General features: G+C 72.7%; 14 protein-coding genes. 8 read left to right on the forward strand and 6 right to left on the reverse strand.

Annotation, left to right across the window (positions count from 1 at the left end):
- Position 1: 1 nt before the first annotated feature.
- Both ABT147_RS02415 and ABT147_RS02420 read left to right on the forward strand, forming a co-directional pair.
- The gene (locus ABT147_RS02415; RefSeq protein WP_351401834.1) at positions 2-922 is read left to right on the forward strand and encodes a phosphatase domain-containing protein; all 921 of its coding nucleotides are present in this window, start codon (positions 2-4) and stop codon (positions 920-922) included.
- 174 nt (positions 923-1096) lie between these two features.
- Positions 1097-2470, forward strand: a complete 1374-nt coding sequence (locus tag ABT147_RS02420; RefSeq protein ID WP_351401836.1) for a DEAD/DEAH box helicase — start codon at positions 1097-1099, stop codon at positions 2468-2470.
- 84 nt (positions 2471-2554) lie between these two features.
- Here the strand turns inward: ABT147_RS02420 and ABT147_RS02425 are convergent, their stop codons facing one another.
- Entirely contained in the window at positions 2555-5629 is a 3075-nt protein-coding gene (locus tag ABT147_RS02425; protein WP_351401838.1) for an ATP-binding protein, read from the reverse strand.
- 199 nt (positions 5630-5828) lie between these two features.
- Between ABT147_RS02425 and ABT147_RS02430 the strand changes: the two genes are divergently transcribed.
- From ABT147_RS02430 to ABT147_RS02445, 4 genes are all read left to right on the forward strand, one after another.
- On the forward strand, positions 5829-6290 hold the full coding sequence (locus ABT147_RS02430; protein WP_351401840.1) for a pyridoxamine 5'-phosphate oxidase family protein: 462 nt from the start codon (positions 5829-5831) through the stop codon (positions 6288-6290).
- Positions 6291-6387: 97 nt separating this feature from the next.
- Entirely contained in the window at positions 6388-6867 is a 480-nt protein-coding gene (locus ABT147_RS02435) for an iron chaperone (protein ID WP_351401842.1), read from the forward strand.
- A 142-nt stretch (positions 6868-7009) separates the two neighbouring features.
- Positions 7010-9004 carry a GDSL-type esterase/lipase family protein gene (locus ABT147_RS02440; RefSeq protein WP_351401844.1) on the forward strand — a complete coding sequence of 665 codons (1995 nt, stop codon included), beginning with the start codon at positions 7010-7012 and terminating at the stop codon, positions 9002-9004.
- Positions 9005-9030: 26 nt separating this feature from the next.
- The gene (locus ABT147_RS02445) at positions 9031-9372 is read left to right on the forward strand and encodes a VOC family protein (RefSeq protein WP_351401846.1); all 342 of its coding nucleotides are present in this window, start codon (positions 9031-9033) and stop codon (positions 9370-9372) included.
- Between the two features lie 59 nt (positions 9373-9431).
- Here the strand turns inward: ABT147_RS02445 and ABT147_RS02450 are convergent, their stop codons facing one another.
- Genes ABT147_RS02450 through ABT147_RS02460 form a run of 3 tightly spaced genes read right to left on the reverse strand, consistent with a single transcriptional unit; the run spans position 9432 to position 14680 of the window.
- Positions 9432-11552, reverse strand: a complete 2121-nt coding sequence (locus ABT147_RS02450; protein ID WP_351401848.1) for a protein kinase domain-containing protein — start codon at positions 11550-11552, stop codon at positions 9432-9434.
- 54 nt (positions 11553-11606) lie between these two features.
- Positions 11607-13814, reverse strand: a complete 2208-nt coding sequence (locus ABT147_RS02455) for a bifunctional serine/threonine-protein kinase/ABC transporter substrate-binding protein (RefSeq protein ID WP_351401850.1) — start codon at positions 13812-13814, stop codon at positions 11607-11609.
- Positions 13811-14680, reverse strand: coding sequence for a hypothetical protein (locus ABT147_RS02460; RefSeq protein WP_351401852.1), 870 nt, complete (start codon positions 14678-14680; stop codon positions 13811-13813). The genes ABT147_RS02455 and ABT147_RS02460 overlap by 4 nt, the downstream gene beginning before the upstream one ends.
- 352 nt (positions 14681-15032) lie before the next feature.
- On the opposite strand from ABT147_RS02460, the gene ABT147_RS02465 reads away from it, so the two are divergent.
- A complete protein-coding gene (locus tag ABT147_RS02465; protein WP_351401854.1) occupies positions 15033-17177 on the forward strand; it encodes a SpoIIE family protein phosphatase in 2145 nt (714 codons plus the stop codon).
- Positions 17178-17304: 127 nt separating this feature from the next.
- On the forward strand, positions 17305-18669 hold the full coding sequence (locus tag ABT147_RS02470; protein ID WP_351401856.1) for an MFS transporter: 1365 nt from the start codon (positions 17305-17307) through the stop codon (positions 18667-18669).
- Between the two features lie 305 nt (positions 18670-18974).
- On the opposite strand, the gene ABT147_RS02475 is transcribed toward ABT147_RS02470, so the two are convergent.
- Positions 18975-19955 carry a TerC family protein gene (locus ABT147_RS02475; RefSeq protein ID WP_351401858.1) on the reverse strand — a complete coding sequence of 327 codons (981 nt, stop codon included), beginning with the start codon at positions 19953-19955 and terminating at the stop codon, positions 18975-18977.
- A 231-nt stretch (positions 19956-20186) separates the two neighbouring features.
- Positions 20187-21095: an NAD(P)-dependent oxidoreductase gene (locus ABT147_RS02480; RefSeq protein WP_351401860.1), complete on the reverse strand. Its 909-nt coding sequence runs from the start codon at positions 21093-21095 to the stop codon at positions 20187-20189.
- Between the last annotated feature and the right edge of the window lie 44 nt (positions 21096-21139).

Below are 21139 nucleotides of genomic sequence, written 5' to 3' on the forward strand. Positions count from 1 at the left end.
CGTGCCCGTGGTACACGTCATGACGGGCCTTCCCGCCTCGGGGAAGACGACGGCAGCCCGCAAGCTGCAGGCGGAGTCGGAGGGGCGGATGCGCCGCGTCAACCTCGACGATCTGCGGCAGATGCTCGACATCCCGCTGCCGGAGGGGGCCGAGCGTCGGTCGTTCGCGCACGAGCAGACCGTGCTGGCGATCCAGGACGCGGCGGTGCGGGCGGCCGTCGAGGGCGGTTTCGACGTCGTGGTGGACAACACGCACATGACACCGCACATCCCGAAGCGGCTGAAGGCGGCGGTGGCGGGGCTGGCCACCTTCGTGGTGCACGACTTCACCGACGTACCGGTGGAGGAGTGCCTGCGGCGCGACGCCGAGCGGGAGCGGCCGGTCGGCGAGGAGATCATCCGGATCCTCGCGGACAAGCACGCGAAGTCCCGCAAGGGCGGCTGGCGGCTCACCGCGGAGTGGCTGAACGACGAGCCCGCCGTCGAGCCGTACATCGCCGACCCGGCACTGCCCTCGGCGGTCATGTGCGACATCGACGGCACCCTCGCCCTCCGGGGCGACCGGGGCGCCTACGACTTCACGCGCTGCGGGGAGGATCTGCTCAACGAGTCGGTACGCGGGGCGCTGCGGGCATTCCGCAGCGCCGACGGTGACGTCCTCGTCCTGCTCTCCGGGCGCGGTGAGGAGCACCGCGAGCGGACGGAGTCGTGGCTGCGCGCGCACGAGGTGCCGTACGACGAGCTGTGGATGCGGGCCGCCGGGGACCAGCGTCGTGACGACGTGGTGAAGGCGGAGCTCTTCGACCGGCATGTACGGCATCGCTTCGCCGTACGGGTCTCGCTGGACGACCGCGACCGGGTGGTCGCCGTGTGGCGCCGGATGGGTCTGCCGACCTGGCAGGTCAACTACGGCAGCTTCTAGTACGGCGGCTGCCGGCGCGGCGGCTTCCGGTCGGCGGGGCGGGGCCGGTGCGCGGGCCGGGCGGGCCGTGGGCGCCCGCTGGTAAAATGGGGGCACGCTTCGACACCGCCGGGGCCCGTACCGAGGGGTACGGGCCCCGGGGCGTTCCGGGCGCCAGACCAGGAAAGGTTCCCCATGAACGCGAAGCCGTCGCCCTCCGAGCCCGCGCCCGCCGGCCGGCCCCCGCACGCCTCGGCGTCGCCGGCCGGGTCCTTCGACGCGCTGGGGCTGCCGCCGGAGCTGCTGCGGACCATGACCGGTCTCGGGGTGACGGAACCCTTCCCGATCCAGGCGGCGACGCTGCCCGACGCGCTGGCCGGCCGCGATGTCCTCGGCCGGGCGCGGACCGGCTCGGGCAAGACGCTGGCGTTCGGCCTCGCGCTGCTCGCCCGTACGGCGGGTCTACGGGCAGAGTCGAAGCGACCGCTCGCGCTGGTCCTGGTCCCGACCCGGGAGCTCGCGCAGCAGGTCAGCGACGCGCTGACGCCGTACGCGCAGGCGCTGAAGGTGCGGCTGGCGACGGTGGTCGGCGGGCTGTCGATCAACAAGCAGCAGGCGGCGCTGCGGACCGGCGTCGAGGTGCTCGTCGCGACGCCGGGGCGGCTGGCCGACCTGGTGTCGCGCCGGGACTGCCATCTGCATCAGGTACGGATCACGGTGCTGGACGAGGCGGACCAGATGTGCGACCTGGGCTTTCTGCCGCAGGTCTCGGAGATCCTGGACCAGGTCCACGCCGACGGGCAGCGGCTGCTGTTCTCCGCCACGCTCGACGGCGACGTGGACCAGCTGGTGCGGAACCATCTGCACGACCCGGTGCTCGCATCGGTCGACCGGGTCGCGGGCTCGGTCACCACGATGGAACACCATGTGCTGAACATCCACGGCGCCGACAAGTACGCGACCGCGACCGAGATCGCCGCGCGGGACGGCCGGGTCCTGATGTTCCTGGACACCAAGGCCGGCGTGGACCAGTTCACCCGGCATCTGCGGGCCAGCGGTGTACGGGCCGCCGCGCTGCACAGCGGGAAGTCGCAGCCGCAGCGCACGCACACACTCGGGCAGTTCAAGGACGGCGCGGTCACCGTCCTTGTGGCCACCAATGTCGCGGCGCGCGGCATTCACATCGACGCGCTCGACCTCGTCGTCAACGTCGACCCGCCCGCCGACGCCAAGGACTATCTGCACCGGGGCGGGCGCACGGCGCGTGCCGGGGAGTCCGGGAAGGTGGTCACCCTGGTCACCCCCAACCAGCGGCGCGACGTGAACCGGATGATGTCCGACGCCGGGATCCGCCCCACGGTCACCCAAGTGCGGTCCGGCGAGGCCCAGTTGACCGCGATCACCGGGGCGAAGCGGCCTCCCGCCGGGACCAGGACCGCCACGGGCAACGCCCCCTTCCGCGGCCTCGGCACCCGTCCGGGCCGACCCGCGAAGGAGTCCCGCAAGACCGCCGAGGCCCGCAAGGCGGCGGAGGCCCGCGCGGCGGCCCGGGTGCGCAAGGGGCGCTGAGGGCGACAGACGCCGACCGACACCGGCCGACCTCCGTCGGTCGGCACCCGCTGGCCCCGGCCGACCTCGGTCGCCGGATCGGGCTCAGGTGCCAGGTGCGAGACCTAGGCCGGCGAGCGCTACCAGGCCGGTGGCGGTGTGGGCGTCTCCGTTCTCGGTTCCGTTTCCGTCTCCGGCGAGGAGGAGCGTGCGGGCCGATTGGTAGGGGCAGCCCGCCGTGTCGAATGCCGTCGCGGCGGCGAGTTGGCGGGGCAGATCACCGTCCAAGAGCGCCTGCGCGCGGTCGAGTTGGGCGGTGGCGACCGGGTTGCCGGTGACCAGCTTCCGGGCGGCGGCGACCCGCTGCCGGGCCTCCGGGTGGCCGGTGAGGACCGATGCCTCGGCCCGCAGGCCCACGTACCAGTGGAGCCAGATCCAGGAGACCCACTTCCACACCTGCTCCGGCTCGGGGGCGACCCGTTCCAGGGCCGCGTCCGGGTCGCCGTGGTGGAGGAGGACCATGGCGTCGAAGACCGCGCCGTAGCCGTGGTGGTGCTCCGCCCCGGTGCCCGCCTCGTCGACGATCGCGAGCCAGGCCGCCCGTGCGTCGTGGTCGCCGCGCAGGCCGTGGATCATGGCGACCGACGCGGCGGCCGGGCCGAGCGAGAACGACCGCTGCCGGCCGCTCCGCCGCCAGGCGTCGAGGAACCGCTCGCCGCCGGTGAGGACGTCGGTGGCGTTGCCCGCGAACGCGTCCGCGACCAGGAGCCAGGACGTGGCGTGGTGTTCCACCTCGGCGAACAGCGGATGATCGGCGAGTTGCCTGCCCCAGCCGCGGGCCTGTGGCAAGTCGCCCACGCCGAGGGCGGTCCCGGCGGCCATGGCGAGGGCGTCCATCCGCTCGTTCGTCGCGGCGGGGGTGTGCGGGACCGGGGCCAGGATCTCGATACGGCGCCGGGCGGCCGCCGCCGCGCCGAAGGGGTCGCCGGCCCAGGTCCGGGCGCCGGAGAGCGCGTCGAGGGCGGCGGACTCGGCCACCGGGTCGCCTGCCCGCCGGGCGAGTGCGACGGCTCGTTCCGCGTAACCGACCGTCTCCTGCGCGGTGTTGTCCACGTCTCCCTGGACCGCGCCGAAGGCGTCCGCGACGACTGCGGCTTCGGCGAGGGCGAGGGCGGCGGCGGCCGTGGCTGCCGTGCCGCTTGGGGCGGTTGGGGCAGTGGGGGCAGTTGGGGCAGTTGGGGGATCGATCAGCGGATCGGGTGCCACATCGGCCCACGGACCGGCCGGCGCGTGGTTCGGCCTGTCGGCCGTCAGAGCGTCGACGCCAGCATCGGCTTCGACCTCGACCTCGACCTCGCCTTCGTCATCGGCCAGTTGTCGTCGCGCCTCCGCGAGCAGCGCGGTCGCCTCGTCCACGGCCGGGAGCACGGTGAACTCGCTGGAGAAGCGGTACGCGACGGTGGCGGCGGCAGCCAGGTCGCAGGCCGCGCCGGCGTTGTCGCCGGCCCGGCGGGCGGCCTCGGCGGCGGCCCGGTGCAGGCGGTACATGTCGTCGCCGAGCCTGCGGCAGCCGGCCACCGCGGCGGCCTCCCGCAGCGCCACGGCAGCGGCGGCGGCCCCGGTCGTGTCACCGGCCACACTGACAGCCACACCCACAGCCGTACCGACCGCCGCACCCACCCCCGCACCGACCGCGAGCATCGCCGCCTGCTCGTACCGCTGCTGGGACTCGCCGAGCAGGGTGCGGGTGAAGGTCAGTTCGGCCAGGGCGAGGGCGAGGCGGTGGGCGTCCGGGCGGCGGTCCGGGCGGTCGGCGGCCCAGGCGAGGGCCGCCCGGAGGTCGTCGGCCAGGGCGTCGAACCGGGCACGCCAGTCCGTACCCCCGGCTCCGGTGAGGGCGTTCGCGCCGGTCAGGCACCAGTCCAGGTGGCGGGAGCGGACGTCCGTCAGCTCGGTGGCGTCGGTGAGCCGTTCGGTCCCGTACTGGCGGATGGTCTCCAGCGCCTGGTAGCGGGTGCCGGTCGCGGACGGGGTCGCGGTGAGCAGGCTCTGTTCGGCTAGCCGGCCGAGTCCGTCGGCGATCTCGGCCGCGTCCAGCGGGGCGAACCCGGCCACGGCCGTGGCCGACTCGGCGGTGAACGGCACGACGAACACCGAGATCCGCCGCAGCAGCGCCCGGTCGGCCGGGTCCAGCAGGTCGTGGCTCCAGTCCAGCGCCGCGCGCACCGACCGGTGCCGGTCGTCCGCGCGGGGGCCGCCGGCGAGGATGCGCAGCTGGTCGGAGAGGCCGGCCGTCAGACCGTCCAGGCCGAGGGTGGGCCACCGGGCCGCCGCGAGTTCGATCGCGAGCGCCATGCCGTCGAGCCGTTCGCAGATGGCCGCGATCCGGTCCCGTACGGCCGGTTCCGGGGGTGGGCCGACCGCCGCCGCCCGTTCCAGGAACAGGGTCACGGCCTCCGACTCGGCGCCGCCGTCCCCGGACAGCGGTGGAACCGGGAAGACCCATTCGAACGGCACCAGCATCCGGGCCCGGCTCGTCGCGAGGACCCGGAGCCCCGGGCAGGCGACCAGCAGCCGTTCCAGGAACGGGGCGACCCCGTCGCGTATCTGCTCGCAGTTGTCCAGCACCAGCAGTGCCTGACGGTCCGCCAGGGCGGCGAGCACCGACTCGTCGATACCGCGCCCGGGTTGTTCGCCGACCCCCACGGCCGTCGCGATCGCCGCCCCGACCCGCCCGGGGTCGGTGACCGGGGCCAGGTCGACGAACCACACCCCGTCGGGGAAGTCACCGGCGGCGTCGGCCGCCACCGCCAGGGCGAGCCGGGTCTTGCCCACGCCGCCCGGACCGACCGCGGTCACCTGGCGGCGTGTCTTCACCGCCTCGGCCAGTTCGGCGCGCTCCCGTGTCCGGCCGATGAACGCGGTGAGGGGTTCGGGCAGCGCGGGTGCCGGGCGCGGCCGGTCGGCGCGGGCGAGTTCGGCGGCGCGGGCGAGTTCGGCGGCGCGCCGGGAGAGGGCCCGCCGGTCCGGTTCGTCGAGCTTGCGCAGCAGGGCGGAGACATGCGACTCGACCGTGCGTACGGAGATGAAGAGCCGCGCGGAGATCTCCGCGTTGCTGAGGTGCTCCCCGAGGAGCGCGAGCACTTCGGCTTCCCGGGCCGAGACCGCTGGAGTGGACACCGGCCCATTATCCGTTGATGCGCGTCAAGTGATCCGTGTCCGGGGATCCGTGGCGTCTCCGTGGTGGATTCCGTGCTCACCACGGAGGCGGGCCGTGGCCCCCTGGAGAGAGGCTGTGACCACGGCGATCGCACCCGGCCGAGACACACCGGGCGGATAGCGGCCCGACCACCCAGAGCCGAGGAACCAAGGAGTGACCATGACCGGTTCGTCCGCCGGACCACGCCCCCGTACGGTGCGTCGCCGGGACACGGAGCACCGGCTCGCCCATGACGTCGATGTCTGGGTGGCCAGTGCCTCGCGGGACGGTGTGCCGTATCTGGTGCCGCTGTCCTTCGACTGGGACGGCGAGACGCTGTTGGTGGCGACCCCGGCCGACAGCCCGACCGGCCGCAACCTCGCCGCGACCCGGACCACTCGGCTGGGGCTGGGCCCCACCCGCGATGTGTCCATGATCGAGGGCGAGGTGGAGGTCCTCGGCATCGACGCGTTGCCGAGGGAGCGGGGGGACCGGTTCGCCGCGCGCACCGGGTTCGACCCGCGTGTGTCGGCCACGGCGTACCGCTGGTTCCGTATCATCCCGCGCCGTGTCCAGGCCTGGCGTGAGGCGGACGAGTTGACGGGCCGTGAGCTGCTGCGCGACGGCCGCTGGCTCGGCTGACCACCACGACACCGTAGCCCGGAACGACCCGGACCATCAGACAGTACGAGATCGGCACGAGAGCAGTACGAGAGCAGTACGAGAAGGGAAACCTGCCATGACGAACACCCGCAAGCCCACCCGGAGCGGCGGAACGGCCGAGAAGAAGTTCGACGGGTTCAGTGCCGAGGAACGCGAGGCGATGAAGGAGCACGCCCAGGAGCTGAAGACGTCCGCGCGTCGCGGTCCGCGCGCGGCCAGGGCGGACGGTGAGAGCGATGTGCTCGCGAAGATCGCCGACATGACGGACGCGGACCGGGTCCTCGCCGAGCGGCTGCACGCGATCGTCGCGACCGCCGCCCCGGACCTCTCGCCGAAGCTCTGGTACGGCATGCCCGCGTACGCCAGGAACGGCAAGGTCGTCTGCTTCTTCCAGAGCGCGCAGAAGTTCAGGACGAGGTACGCCACTCTCGGCTTCAGCGATCAGGCGCGGCTCGACGAGGGCACCCTGTGGCCCACGACCTACGCCCTGACCGAGCTGACCGCCGACACGGAGGCCCGGCTCGGCGAGCTGATCGGGAAGGCCGCTGCCGCGTAGGGCGCGAAGCCGCGGAGATCCATCAGCAGGGTTCTGGGCCAACTTCCTTCACAGCAGGCCCTCTTGACCGCGATTCCCCTCGCTGGTTCCGTGGGGAGGCTGTTCATGGGAACGCTCCCACACCCGGTGAGAAAGGATCCCCATGCAGACCTCCCCCCACAGGTCCGGCGGACGCGGTCTCGCGGCCGTCCTCACGGCGGTACTCGTCGGCTGTCTGCTGTCGCTGGCCGGCGTCACCCGGGCCCACGCCGCGCCGGGCGACGGCTCGGTCTCCGACCCCCATATCGCCTATGTCGGCCGCTGGGACACGAGTTCCGGTACGACGGCCGTCGCCAACTGGTCCGGCGCGTACGTCCAGACGTCCTTCACCGGCACCACGGTGAAGGTGAGGGCAAGGGACGCGGTCAACTTCTACGCCAGCGTCGACGGCGGCCCCGACGTCTTCCACGCGGGCGTACGCGGCACGGTGAACCTCACCCCCCGCCCCCTCGCCCCGGGAACGCACACCCTGCGGATCACCTACCGGTCCGGGGACACCGTCTTCCAGGGCCTGGTCCTGGACTCCGGTGCCCGCACGGTCGCGCCGGGCTCGTCGGCCGGGCTGATCGAGTTCGTCGGCGACTCCATCACCGCCGGGGCCCTCACCGACCGGCTGGCGCTCGACTCGTACGCCTGGAAGACCGGCGAGCGGCTGGGCATGCGGCACACACGGATCGCGCGGGCCGGCTACTGCCTGGTCGCGCAGTCCGGCTGCACCGGTCTGAGCGGCCAGTTCTTCAAGTCGGCCAGTACGGGCGCCACGGGCTGGGACTTCTCCCGCTACCGGGCGAGCGCGGTCGTCATCAACCTCGGCACCAACGACATCGGGCACGGGGTGACCGGCGCCGCGTTCCAGGCGGCGTACACCGCCTTTCTGCGGGACGTGCGCGCCAAGTACCCGGACGCGTTCCTCTTCGCGGTGCAGACCCTCAAGAAGCGGTACGTCACCGAGACCAGGGCGGCCGTCGGCGCGCGCAACAACGCCGGTGACAGCAGGGTCCGTTACGTCGACACGAGCGGCTGGCTCACCGACGGCGCGGACTACGAGGACGGCAACGGGCATCCCAACGAGGCGGGCCACACCAAGTTCGCGGGGCGGCTGGCCCCGGTGATCAGCGCCGCCCTGAACGGCACGGCGTCCACCGCCGTGCGGGCCGCCGCTCCCGGGCAGCCCGGCGACCCGAACATCAAGTTCGTCGGGCGCTGGGACACCACGACCTCCGCGACGGCGTACACGCCTTACTGGGCCGGTGCCTACTACCGGGTCGGCTTCACCGGGCGGACCGTCCAGCTGAGGCAGCGCGGCACGATCGACTTCTGGGCGCGGATCGACGACGGGCCAGTGAAGTTCTACGACGATGTGAAGGGCACGGTGAATCTCACCCCGGCGGCGCTGCCGGCGGGCCGCCACACCCTTCAGGTCAACTACCAGGTGGTGGCGGGCTCTTACCGCGGTGACGCCGTCTTCCAGGGGCTGGTCCTGGACAGCGGCGCGACGACCTTCGCGCCGTCCGCGCCGAGGAAGCTGGTGGAGTTCGTGGGCGACTCGATCACCGTGGGCACGACGACCTCGCAGAACGCCCGTACCGCGTACGGCTGGCTGACCGGGGAGCGGCTCGGCACCGAGCACACGCAGATCGCCCAGGGCGGAGCCTGTCTGGTCGCCGCCGCGGACGGATGCGTGGGCCTGGAACGGCAGTACACCAAGCTCAACCCCAACGCGGCGACGCCCGACTGGGACCCGGCCCGCTACCGGGCGGACGCCGTCGTCATCAACCTGGGCACCAACGACGTGGGCCACGGGGTGAGTTCGGCGCAGTTCCAGGCCGCCTACTCCAGTCTGCTGCGCAAGGTCCGGGCCGCTCATCCGCAGGCCTGGATCTTCGCGTTGGAGACCTTCCGGGGACGGTTCGTCCCGCAGACCGAGGCCGCCGTACAGGGGGCGGTCTCGGGCGGGGACTCCCGGGTGTCCTTCGTCGACACCACGGGCTGGCTGGGCTCCGGCGATCTGACCGATTCCGTCCATCCGAACGACCGAGGACATCGCGTCGTCACCGACCGTCTCGCCCCGATCGTCGCCGCCAGGATCGGCGCCTGACGCTTCGCCGGACCTACCATGGGGTCATGGCCCTCGTTCTCTTCGCAGGTGTCCCCGTGAACGACTACACAGCGGCGCTCTCCTGGTACGAGCGCCTGTTCGGCTCCCCGCCGGCGTTCTTCCCGAACGACACGGAGGCGGTGTGGGAGCTGGCCGAGCACCGCTATGTGTACATCGAGCACCGGCCCGGGCGCGGCGGCCATGCCCTGCACACCGTCTTCGTCGACGACCTGGACGCCCGGGTCGCCGGGATCTCGGGCCGGGGGCTGGAGCCCAGGACGCGCGAGACCTACGCGAACGGCGTACGCAAGGTCACGTACCACGATCCCGACGGGAACGAGATCGGGTTCGGCGGCGGCCCGGTCTGACCTGTCCGACCTGCTGACCTGCCTGACCTGTCCGGGTGGCTAAGGCGGCGGGCGGGGCTTCACCCCCGCTTGCCGATGTCGTCGGAGCGTGTCACGAAGCGGGCCGCTCCCCCGGTCACCCGGAACAGAAAGCCACCGCTGTCGTCGCCGATCTGGAAGTACTGCGAGTCGGCGTCGAAGCCCATCCGGCGGGTGATGCCCTGCCAGGGGCGGCGCAGGAGTTCGGAGCGCAGGGAGGAGCGGCCGTCGTCGCCGGCGGAGGCGAGGCCCTGGGCGGCGAACCGGACGGCGTCGTACGCCTCGGCCGCCCAGGGGCCGGGCGCGGCTCCCGCGTGGCGGGCACGGAACGCGGCGGCGAAGGCCTTGGTCAGCGGGTCCGCGTTCGCGTCGGTGTAGCCGGTGCCGATGCGCCAGTCCTCGGCGACGGCGAGGAAGGGGGCGCCGAGGACGTGTTCGCCCGCGACCCGGGCGCCTCGGTGGCCCGCGTCGAGCAGCGCGCGGGCGCAGGCGGCGGCCCGGTCGGGGTTCACTCCGGCGAACAGGACGGCGTCGCGGGGCCGGGCGGCGATCCGGCGCGCGACCGCGGTGAAGTCCTCGTCGGCGGCGACCTCCGCCACGGCCGTCTCGCTGTCGAGCTTGGCGTGCACGGTGGCGATACGGACCGTGGGCAGGCTCTCGGTCTCGGTGGCCAGGTCGTGGACGACGACCGTGCGGGCGGGTTTGACGATCCGGTTCAGATGGCGCAGCACGGCGTGCGGGCCGAGGGTCAGGGTGGAGCGCAGCACGAGCGCGGTGGTGAGGTTGGTGGTGTTGAGTTCCTCGGAGTCGGCGCGGGTGACCAGTACGGTCAGCCGGGCCTTGGTGCACGGGGGCAGCGCCGCGAGCACGGTGGCGTCGCCGCCCGCGGCGATCACCACGGACACGTCCGGGTCGGCGGCGAGCCGGGTCGCCGCCTCGGTGGAGCCCGCCGGGGTGCCGTGGTCGTCGGCGGTGCGCAGTACGAGGTCGACGGTGCGTCGGGCGTCCTGGTTGTGCTCCTCGACGGCGAGGCGGGCGCCGCGTTCGTGTGCCGTGTGGAAGGGGTCGTCGGGGCTGCCGAGGAGGGCGACCACATGGCGGGAGCGCCGGGTGGATCCGGTGTTCGCCTCGGCCCCGCCCTGGCCCCACCGCCACCACGCGCCCGCCCCGGCCGCCCCCGTGACGCCGAGCGCGGCTCCCGTGACGAGCAGGCGCCGGCGGGTGGGCGAGGGCGGGGCGTCGGGGGCGTTCACGGGGGAAGGTCCGACGATCACGGTGGGGTCGGGCACCGGCAGGTCGAGGACGCGTGCGGCGCGGGCGGCGACCAGGGCGGGCAGCCCCTCGGGGAGCCAGCCGTCGGAGGTGAACCCGCCGAAGACCGCGCGGAGTTCGCCCGTGGTCGGCCGTCGCTCGGGTTGTTTGGCCAGACATCGCCGTACGGTGCTGTCGAGGGCCTCCGGCAGGCCGTCCAGGTCGGGGTGCTCGTGCACGGTCCGGTACAGGACGGCCGCCGCGCCGCCGGTACCGAACGGGGGTCTGCCGGTGCCCGTGTGGGCGAGGACGCAGCCGAGGGAGAAGACGTCGCTGGGCGGGCCGACGGTGCGGCCCCGGGCCTGCTCGGGCGAGAGGTAGCCGGGCGAGCCGACGACGGTGCCGTCCGTGGTGAGCGCGGTGGCGCCGACGGCACGCGCGATCCCGAAGTCGATCAGGCGTGGCCCGTCCACGGCCAGCAGGACGTTCGCGGGCTTGACGTCCCGGTGGACGAGGCCGGCCGTGTGCACCCCGTCCAGCGCCTCGGCCAACGCGGCGCCAAGACCGCGCAGTTGTGCCTCGGGCCAGGGTCCGTGCAGGGCGACGGCGTCGGCGAGGGAGGGACCGGGCACATAGGCGGTGGCCAGCCACGGGGAGCGTGCGTCGGCGTCGGCCGCGACGACCGGGACGGTCCAGCGGCCCGTGAGCCGTGACGCCAGTTCGGCCTCGCGGCGGAAGCGGGCGCGGAAGCCGGGGTCGCCCGCGTACTCGGCGCGGATCACCTTCAGCGCGCACCAGGCGCCGTGCGGCGAGCGCGCCAGATAGACGACGCCCATGCCGCCCGCGCCGAGCCGTCCCGCGAGCCGGTGGCCGCCGATCACGGACGGGTCGGCGGGAAGGAGCCGTTCCATGTCAGCCGCCCCCTCGTCGCCCGGCGCCCGGCCGCAGGGCGCCCGCCGCGCGTCTCAGGCCCCGCTCCGCGCGGCCCGGTCCAGATCGCCGAGGGAACCCAGCTGGCGGAAGCGCCCGTCGCGGACCTCGTGGGCGTATGTCTCGTCCGTCCAGCCGTCCACGGTGCTGTCGAAGCGATGCTGGTCGTCGAAGGTGTAGGTCCGGGCGATGCCCGCGTACTTCACCTCCGCCAGCCGCTCGGCGAGTGCCGTCCGCGCCGGTCGCCGGCCCGCCTTCGCCGGGACCGTGCGGGCGAACTCGGTGAGCAGCAGCCGCGCGCTGTCGTACGCCTGATCGGCGTACGGTTCGGGGGCGGCGCCGTACCGCGCGCGCCACGCCGCGGTGAAGGCCTTGGCCTTCTTCGTCGCCAGTACGGAGGGGTCCGCGGCCGAGGTGACCACGTACCAGCCCTCTCCTGCGGCGCCCGCGCGGCGCGGGAAGTCCGAGCCGTACAGCCGGTGTTCCATCCAGCGCGGCCCGGTGAAGCCGGCGGCGGCCAGGTCACGGGCGACGCGGACGGTGGTGTCGAGGGGGCCGAAGTAGACGAAGGCCTCGACACCGGCGGAGAGGAGCTCCCGGACCGCCTTCGGGGTGTCGTCCGTCTTCTCGGCGACGACCCGGGGCACGACTCGGGCGCCGAGGGCGTCGCGCCAGTCCCTGACCAGCAGGGTGCCCTGGCTCTGTGCGGCGGGGCCCCCGGCCCGGTCGATCAGGATGCCGACCGGCCGTACCTGTCCGGCCACCAGGGCGTGCAGCGCGATCCAGCCGCCGAGGGCGGCGTGGGCGGTGCCGCTCTGGAACGAGGTCTTGGGCGACAGGAGGGAGAAGCCGTGTTCGCCGGTGGTGCTGGACACATGGGTCAGCCCGGCCTCGCCGTAGACGCCCGAGGCATTCCACATCGGGGTCTCGGCGACGGGGCCGAGGACGGCGACGACGTCCCGGTCCGCGGTGAAGGCGCGGGCGACCTCCCGGGCCGAGTCCGCGTCGCCCCGGTCCGCGCGGACCTTCACCTTCAGGTCGTAGGCCTGCTTCGGCGAGGCGTTGTGCTGGGCGACGGCGAGACGGGCGGCGCGTTCGCAGGTCCGGCCGGCGGCGGTGTCACCCGGCGTTGTGGAGGTGTGCACGCCGAGGACGTAGACGGGGCGCCCGGTGCCCGTGGCCGGCTCCTCGTCGTCGTCCGCCGCCCAGACCGCCGCTCCGGCGCCACCGGCGGCGAGCAGCAGGGCGCCGCCGGCCAGCAGCAGACGGCGGCGTCCCGGGTGCCGGGTGGGAGGGGTGTCCGGGGCGGCCGGTCCGTCCGTCCCGTCCGCCTCGTTCACGACGGTGGGTTCGACGTCGGGCAGGGCGAGGCCCTCGGCGGCGCGGGCGGCGACCATCCGGGCCACGGCGTCGGGTAGCCGGTCCACGAAGGTGTCCGTGGCGTCCTCGGCGAACAGTCGCCGCAGTTCGTCGGTCGTGGGCCGCGCCTCCGGGTCCTTGGCAAGACACCGCTCGACGACGGTCCGCGACTCGCCTTCCACTCCCCCGAGTTGGGGCTCGTCGTGGACCGTGCGATAGATCAGGGCGTCCGGTGTCCCGGTGCCGAAGGGCGGGACGCCGGTGGACGCGTACGCCAGTACGCAGCCCAGGGCGAAGACGTCGCTCGCGGACGAGGCCGGGCTGCCTTGTGCCTGTTCCGGGGCGAGGAAGCCGGGGGTGCCGATGACCAGCCCGGACGCGGTCAGGGCCGTGTCGTCGGCGGCGCGGGCGATACCGAAGTCGATCAGGCGGGGGCCGTCCACGGCGAGCAGGACGTTGCCCGGCTTGACGTCGCGGTGGACGAGCCCGGCCGTGTGCACGGCGTCCAGCGCCTCGGCGAGCAGTCCGCCGAGGGCGCGTACGGCACGCGGGGGCAGCGGACCGTGCGCGGCGACAGCCTCGGCGACGGAGGGTCCGGGGACGAACGCGGTGGCCAGCCAGGGGTCGCGGGCCTCGGCGTCCGCGTCCAGGACGGGCGTCACCCAGGGGCTGTCCACCCGGCGGGCCAGGTCCACCTCCCGGGCGAAGCGGGCCCGGAAGTCGTCGTCGCCGGTGCTCTCCCCCCGGATGACCTTGACGGCGGCCGGCGCGCCGGAGTCGGTGCGGCCGAGGTAGACGACGCCCATGCCGCCCGCGCCGAGCCGCCTCAGCAGGCGGAACCCGGCGATGCGGGACGGGTCGGACGGCTGCAGCGGTTCGCTCACTGTTCCGCACCCTCCGTCGCAGTGGGTTCGCCGGTGGCTCCCGTGCCCCCCGTCTCGCCGGTCTTTCCCGTCCTGCCCTGTCGGTCGACGTCGGAGGCGACGAAGGACACGCCCTTGGCCAGGTCGGAGGTGATGGCGGAGTCCTCGTCCTCGCTCCGGCCCGCGCCGTGCCGTGCGGTCGCGGCGACGGTGACCGGTCCGACCCGGAACTTGTACCAGTCGAAGGGATGCGCCTTCCCGCCCTCGGCCAGCCACTCCCCGCTCTCGGTCAGGTCGTCCTCGGAGATCGCGGACCGCGCGTCGCCGTACGCGTCGATCTGGGAGTACAGGCCACGCACCCGGTCGGTGGCGTTCAGCCGCTGCTCGGGGCAGCGCATCGCCGATTCCAGCGCCCCGGCCATGTCGCGGCGCGCCGACACGATGTCCCGGTGCACGGTGACGGTCACCGACACGTGCACCGGGCCCTTGCCGTCCCGCTCCGGTAGTTCGAACGCCCGTGTGAGACTGGCCAGCACGGTGTCCGGCAGCGCCTCGCGCCGCCACTGGCAGTCCTGCCCGAGCACCGCCCACCGCGCGGGATCGCTCTCGTACGGCTCGCGTCTGCGGAACCCGCCGCCGAAGTAGTCGGGGCGCACGTCGAGGTCGCGGACGAACGTGACCGCCTCGGCCCGCGTCTTCGGCGCCCGGTCCTCGGCGAGCGTGTACGGCCCGCTCACGGGCGTCGTCGAGGCCGAGGGCGAGGGCGACGCGGTGGGGGTCCCGCCCGGCTCGCCCTTCGTGTCGCTCTCGTCGTCCGGTCCGCTGGTACACCCGGCCAGCAGCAGCGCCACCGCCGCCGCGACCAGGGCTGCTCTCCGCCCGGCCATGCAGCACTCCCGCCCGTGCACCCCCGCCCCCTGGTGGACGGTGTGGCGTTCGTATGGGCAGTGTGGCGCACAGGGAGGCGTCCGGTCCCCAACTTACTTACAGAAATGCGGAGTTGTGGCCATGGATCCGGGGCGGTGCGACGGCCGCACGTCGACTTGCGGCACGGCACGGACGCCTCGGCGACCGAACCCCGCCGTGCCGGGCGCCTCCCCTCACCCGCCCAGGCACCCGCCCCCGGCGGGCGCCTCCACCGGCATGCTGTCGCCGTGCCGGAGGCGTATGGTCCGCATATGGGTGACGTTCGGTGGCCGTCCGCTCGGTCCGTCGGGCCGGTTCGGGGCAGGTGAGGGCGTGTCCGGTCCTGGCGTCGTCGGTCCGCAGGCGCTGGCGTCCGTGCTGGTGGAGGCCGCCCGGGAGAGCGGTACGTCGGTGACGGCGGTGTATCTGCTGCCGCCGGATGAGCCGGTGCTGCAGCTGGCGGTACTGGGCGGGGTGCCGTGGGAGATCTCCATGCCCTGGGCGCGGGTGGCGCTGAAGTCGTCCTCCCCGGTGTCCGACGCCGTGCGGGAACGCCGGCTGGTGTGGGTGAGCGGCCAGGAGGAGCTGGCGCGCCGCTATCCACGGATGGCCCTGGTCGTGCCGTACCGCTTCACACTGGCCGCGGCTCCCATCGCCACGGGCACGGACACCTGGGGCGGCCTGGTGCTGCAGTGGCCGGCCTCGCACCCGCCCCGGCCGAGCCCCCGGGAGCGGGAGGAGATCACCGGCGTCTGCCATCGGCTGGGGCAGCTCCTGCGGAAGGCGGCCGACGGCGGCCACCCGATACGGCCGGCCGCCGAGCCGCTGATGCTGCCGATGCTGCGGCGCCGGAGCGCGGGGCCCGCCGAGGCACAGGGCGCGGTCGACTTCGCCGAACGCCTCCCCGGCGGCAGCTGCTCGCTCGACGTGGACGGACGGATCACCTTCCTCAGCACCAAGGCCGCCGAACTGCTCGGCACCGGTATCCCGGATCTGCTCGGCGCCAAACCGTGGGAGGCGCTGCGCTGGCTGGCGGGCCCGGCCGCCGAGGACAGCTACCGGGCGGCCATGCTCAGCCGGGAACCGGTGTCCTTCATCGCCCTGCGCCCCCCGGACCGCTGGCTGTCCTTCAGTCTCGTACCGGACGCCTCCGGCATCAGCGTCCGCATCACACCCACCCACTCGGCCCACGCCCACACTCCGGTCACACCGCCGCCACGGGCGGGTGCGTCGTTGCCCGCCGCGCCCGGACGGGCCGCCTTTCTGTACGACCTGATGCATCTGGCCGCCACGCTCACCGAGGCCGTCGGGGTACGCGACGTGGTCGACCAGGTCGCCGACCAGATCCTGCCCGCGTTCGGCGCCGCGGCCCTCGCCCTGATGACGGCGGAGGAGGGGCGGCTGCGGATCATCGGGTACCGCGGCTACACCGCCGAGCTGATGGAACGCTTCGACGCCGCCCCGCTCACCTCGGACACCCCGGCCGTACGCGCCCTCGCCACCGGTGTCCCGACCTTCTTCGGCACGTTCGCCGACCTCAAGCGCGCCTACCCCCCGGCGGTCCTCCAGGACGCCATGGCCGCCTGGGCGTTCCTCCCGCTGATCACCTCGGGGCGCCCGGTCGGCACCCTCCTCCTTGCCTACGAGCGGCCCCATCCCTTCGCCCCGGAGGAGCGCGCCGTTCTCATCTCCACCGCCGGACTGATCGCCCAGGCCCTGGACCGGGCCCGCCTGTACGACACCAAGCAGCAGCTCGCGCACAACCTCCAGGCCGGCCTGCTGCCCCACACCCTGCCCCATGTCGCCGGACTGGACGTGGCCGCCCGCTATCTCCCCGCCACCCGGGGCATGGACGTCGGCGGCGACTTCTACGACCTCATCCGCCTCGACCCCACCACGGCCGCCGCGGCGATCGGCGATGTGCAGGGCCACAACGTCAACGCCGCCGCCCTCATGGGACAGGTCCGCACCGCCGTCCACGCCACCGCCGGCGCGGCCCCCGACGAGGTCCTCGCCCGCACCAACCGCCTGCTCACCGATCTCGACCCCGACCTGTTCACCAGCTGCCTCTACGTCCACCTCGACCTGAGCGCGCACACCGCCTGTCTGGCCACCGCCGGACATCCGCCCCCGCTGCTGCGCCACCCCGACGGCCGCACCGAAGCCCTCCACCTCCCGCCCGGGCTGCTCCTCGGCATCGACCCGGACGCCGACTACGAGTCCACCGAGATCCCGCTGCCGCCCGGCTCCGTACTGGCCCTCTACACGGACGGGCTCGTCGAGGCCCCCGGCATCGACATCGACGACGCGGTCGACGACCTGGCCCGCGCACTGGCCCGCGCCGAACCGGTGGGGCCGCACGCCATGGACGCCGTCGCCGACACCCTCGTCCAGCACGCCCGCCGCTCCGCACCGCGCAGCGACGACATCGCCCTGCTCCTCATCCACCCGACCGCCACACCGACGCCCTCACCGTAACCCTCTTGTTCACGTACATGATTTCGGAACCAGCCCATTGACCCGGAAGCGGGCCCTCCGTATGGTTCCCGCATTCCTACGTACGTGATGGTGGTTCACACATGTGAATCACCAGAGGGAGACAACGATGTCAGAACTCGTGATACCCGATGCCGAGCGGCGTGCCGTCAACAAGTTCCTGCGCCGGATGCTGCCGATCCTCGTCCTGATGCTGTTGATCAACCAGATGGACCGGACGAACGTCGGCTTCGTGCAGGACGAGTTGCGGGCCGACGTCGGGGTGAGCGCGACCGCGTACGGGCTGGGCGCGGGTCTCTTCTTCATCGGGTACGCCCTCTTCGAGGTGCCCAGCAACATGCTCCTGGAGCGGTTCGGCGCCCGCGTCTGGCTGACCCGCATCATGATCACCTGGGGTCTGGTGATCGTGGCGATGTGCTTCATCCACAACGTCTGGATGTTCTACGGGCTGCGCTTCCTGCTCGGTGTCGCGGAGGCCGGCTTCTTCCCCGGTGTCCTCCTCTACTTCACCCAGTGGCTGCCGGACTCCAGCCGGGGCCGGGCGAGCGCGATCTTCCTCGGCGGCTCGGCCACCGCGTACATCGTGACCGGCCCGATCACAGGGGCGCTGCTGGAGCTGCACGGGGTCGGCGGGTTCGCCGGCTGGCGCTGGATGTTCGCGCTCGAAGGGCTGCTGTCGATCGTCGTCGGCTTCGTCGCCGGGTTCTTCCTGGTCTCCCGTATCCAGGAGGCCTCCTGGCTCACCCGGGAGGAGAAGGACGCGCTGAGCGCGGCGGTCGCCCGGGACGAGGAGGCGCGCAGCCGGGCCCCCCGGGTGTCGCGGCTGAAGCTGCTGATCCACCCTCAGGTCGCGCTGCTGACCACGGTGTTCTTCGCGATGGCCCTCACCGGGTACGCGATCACCTTCTGGCTGCCGAGTCTGGTCGAGGAGATCGGCGGGCTGTCGCCGTTCCAGGTCGGTCTGCTGTCGGCGATCCCGTGGATCTGCGCGGTGATCGCCATGTACTCGATGAGCCGCTTCACCGACCGCGCCCCCGACCGCCGTCCATTCCTGGCCGTCGCGCTGACCCTCTCCGCGACCGGCACCTTCCTGGCCACACTGGGCTCCCCCTGGTTCGGCCTCGCCGCCATCACGCTGGCCGCGGTCGGCGGCAAGTGCGCGGCCACCCTGTTCTGGCCGATGGCCCAGTCGGGGCTCGACCTGAAGATCGCCGCCCCGGGGCTCGCGGTCGTCAACTCCATCGGAAACCTGGGCGGTTTCGTCTCCCCCACCCTCTTCGGCTACCTCAAGGACACGACCGGCACGACGAACGGGGGCCTGTACACGCTGTCGGCGGCGTCGCTTCTCGCGGTGCTGGGGGTGGCGCTGATCCGCCGGAGCGGGGTGGCGGCGGGGGCCGGCTCGGACTTCGGCTCGGATTCCGGTGAACCCGCCACCGCACAGGGGAGGTTGGCGACGGACGACGCGCGCTGACGGAGCCCACGCGTCAGAGCGCTCTCGCAGGCGGCCGGCGGTCGGGGGACGGCATGGCGCCCCCTACGAACGGTCCTCAGTTCTGGCGTGTTCCGGGACCTCCACATGCTCGGGGCAGTCGGGGTTGTGGCAGGGGCCCGGGCCCCACGTCGGTACGTAGATCCCGAGCGACTTGTGCCGCCCTGTGATGATCGCGTCTACGCGGTTCTTGCAGGCCGGGCACATCAGCCCCGCCTGCCGCTTGGCCTCATGACTACTTTTGCCCATTCTTTAACGATACTCACCCATTCGCCCATATCGCCTCATTACGGAGGATTATCTGTTTCTCGGGGCATTGGCGGGTCAGGCTTGCGGGTGACGGGCCGGCGGATGCTGAGGATGACGGAGGCGGCCAGGACGACGACGATGACGGCCAGGCTCACCAGGGAGGGGATCTCCGGGATGTCAGGGCTGATCAGCTTGTGGGACGCCTGGAGGATGAGCTTGAGGCCGATGAAGGACAGGATGATCGCGAGGCCGGTGTTGAGGTAGTGGAAGCGGTCCAGGAGGCCGGAGAGCATGAAGTACAGGGCACGCAGGCCCAGGATGGCGAAGGCGTTGCTGGTGTAGACGATGAAGGCGTCGTCGCTGACGGCGAGGACGGCCGGGACGCTGTCGACGGCGAAGATCAGGTCGGCCGCCTCGATCGCGGCCACCACGGCGAGCAGGGGGGTGGCGACGCGTTTGCCTGCCTCCTTGACGAAGAACTTCGCCCCGGCGTACTCGTCCCGTACGGGGATGATCTTCCTGAGGGCCCGCACGGCGAAGCTTCTTCCGGGGTCGAAGGTGTCCTCTTCTTCTTTGAGGAGTTTGTAGGTGCTGTAGAAGAGGACGGCGGCGAAGGCGAACAGGACTGCGGTGAAGCGGCTGACCACGGCGACGCCGAGGGACAGGAAGACGCCGCGGAACACCAGGGCGCCGATGACGCCGAAGAACAGGACCCGGTGCTGGTAGGCGCGGGGGACCTTGAAGTAGGCGAAGATCACGGCGAAGACGAACAGGTTGTCGACCGACAGGCTCTTCTCCAGCAGCCAGGCGGTGGTGTACTCGGTTCCCGCGGTCGTGCCGAGGACGAGGAAGACGACGGCGCCGAAGATCAGCGCGAGGCCGACCCACACCCCGCTCCAGGCCGCGGCCTCCTTGAAACCGATGACGTGCGCGCCGCGGTGGGCCAGCAGGTCCACCGTCAGCGACACCACCACCGTCACGGCGAACGCTGCCCACAGCCAGAGCGGGACATCAAGCACGTCGGTCACTCCCACGGCCGGCGCCGCGCCGGCCCCTATACAAGGATTCTGCTGCATCGCCCCGCCGACGGCTCGGCCGGACGCCGGGCCGGCGACCCGCGGGAGCGGCCCGACCGCACATCACGGAGCGAGGCAGACGCCACGCTCCGTGATGGTCGAGCCGAATGCACGGGCAGCGTGAGCTCCGGACGGAGTCGCGGCTGGGAGTGTGTTCGTCAGTCCCGCGTTCGGTCAGCGCGGCTTTCGGATGCTGTCGATGATGCGGGTCCAGTTGTCGCTGCCGTGTCCGTTCTCGATCGCGCGCCGGTAGTGGGCCTGCACGGCCAGGGGGAGCGCGGGGTCGAGACCGAGTGACGTGCTGGTCTCGACGATGTGGTCGGACGTCGCGCCCATCATGGTGACCGTGCTGAGGTCGCCGGGATGCTCGCCGGCATCCAGCGCGGCGCCGGGGGTCTCTTCACCAGCCCTGAAGATGGTGCCGATCGAGTCGGCGGAGGAGAGCAGCTCAGGCAGTGTTTCCTCCGCCTTCATTCCCGCGGTGCCCAGCATCGCGGTGGCGTGCATCAGTGCGGACAGAGTGGAGAGGAACACCGTCAGCTGGGCTTGGTACATCAGTTGGGCGAGACCCGGATCCTCGCCCAGGTGCTTCGGTGTGCCGAGCAGTGCCAATGTCGCCCGGTGGCTCTGCATCACCTCGTCGGGGCCGCTGTAGTAGACATGGGCCTCCTCCGTGCCGACCATCGGCGCCGGGGCCATGACACCACCGGTGAGGAAGGCGGCGGCGTGGCCCGCCGCCCAGGATGCCGCCTCGCGTGTGCGGTCGGGGGTGTCGGAGCTCAGGTTGACCAGCGTCCGGCCGGCGAGGGACGCGGTGGCGCTGTCGAGGATGTCGTACATCGCCTGGTAGTCGGTGAGGCTGAGGAGCACGAGGTCACTCGCCTCGACCGCCTCGCCAGGTGTCGCCGCGAGCGTCGCTCCGTCGGCGACGACGCCGTCGGCCCGGCCGGCGGTGCGGTTCCAGACGGTGACCGGGTGGCCGGCGGCGAGGAGGGTGCGTGTCATCGCCTGGCCCATCGGGCCGAGACCGATCACGGTGACAGCGCTGTCCTGCCTGGTGGTGTGGTGCTGTTGTTCGTTCACCCCTCCATGCTCGGAGAGCGCCACTACTCTCGGAAGTACCCACT

Origin of the sequence: Streptomyces sp. NPDC001868 (assembly GCF_040297125.1) — a bacterium.
Classification (GTDB): domain Bacteria; phylum Actinomycetota; class Actinomycetes; order Streptomycetales; family Streptomycetaceae; genus Streptomyces.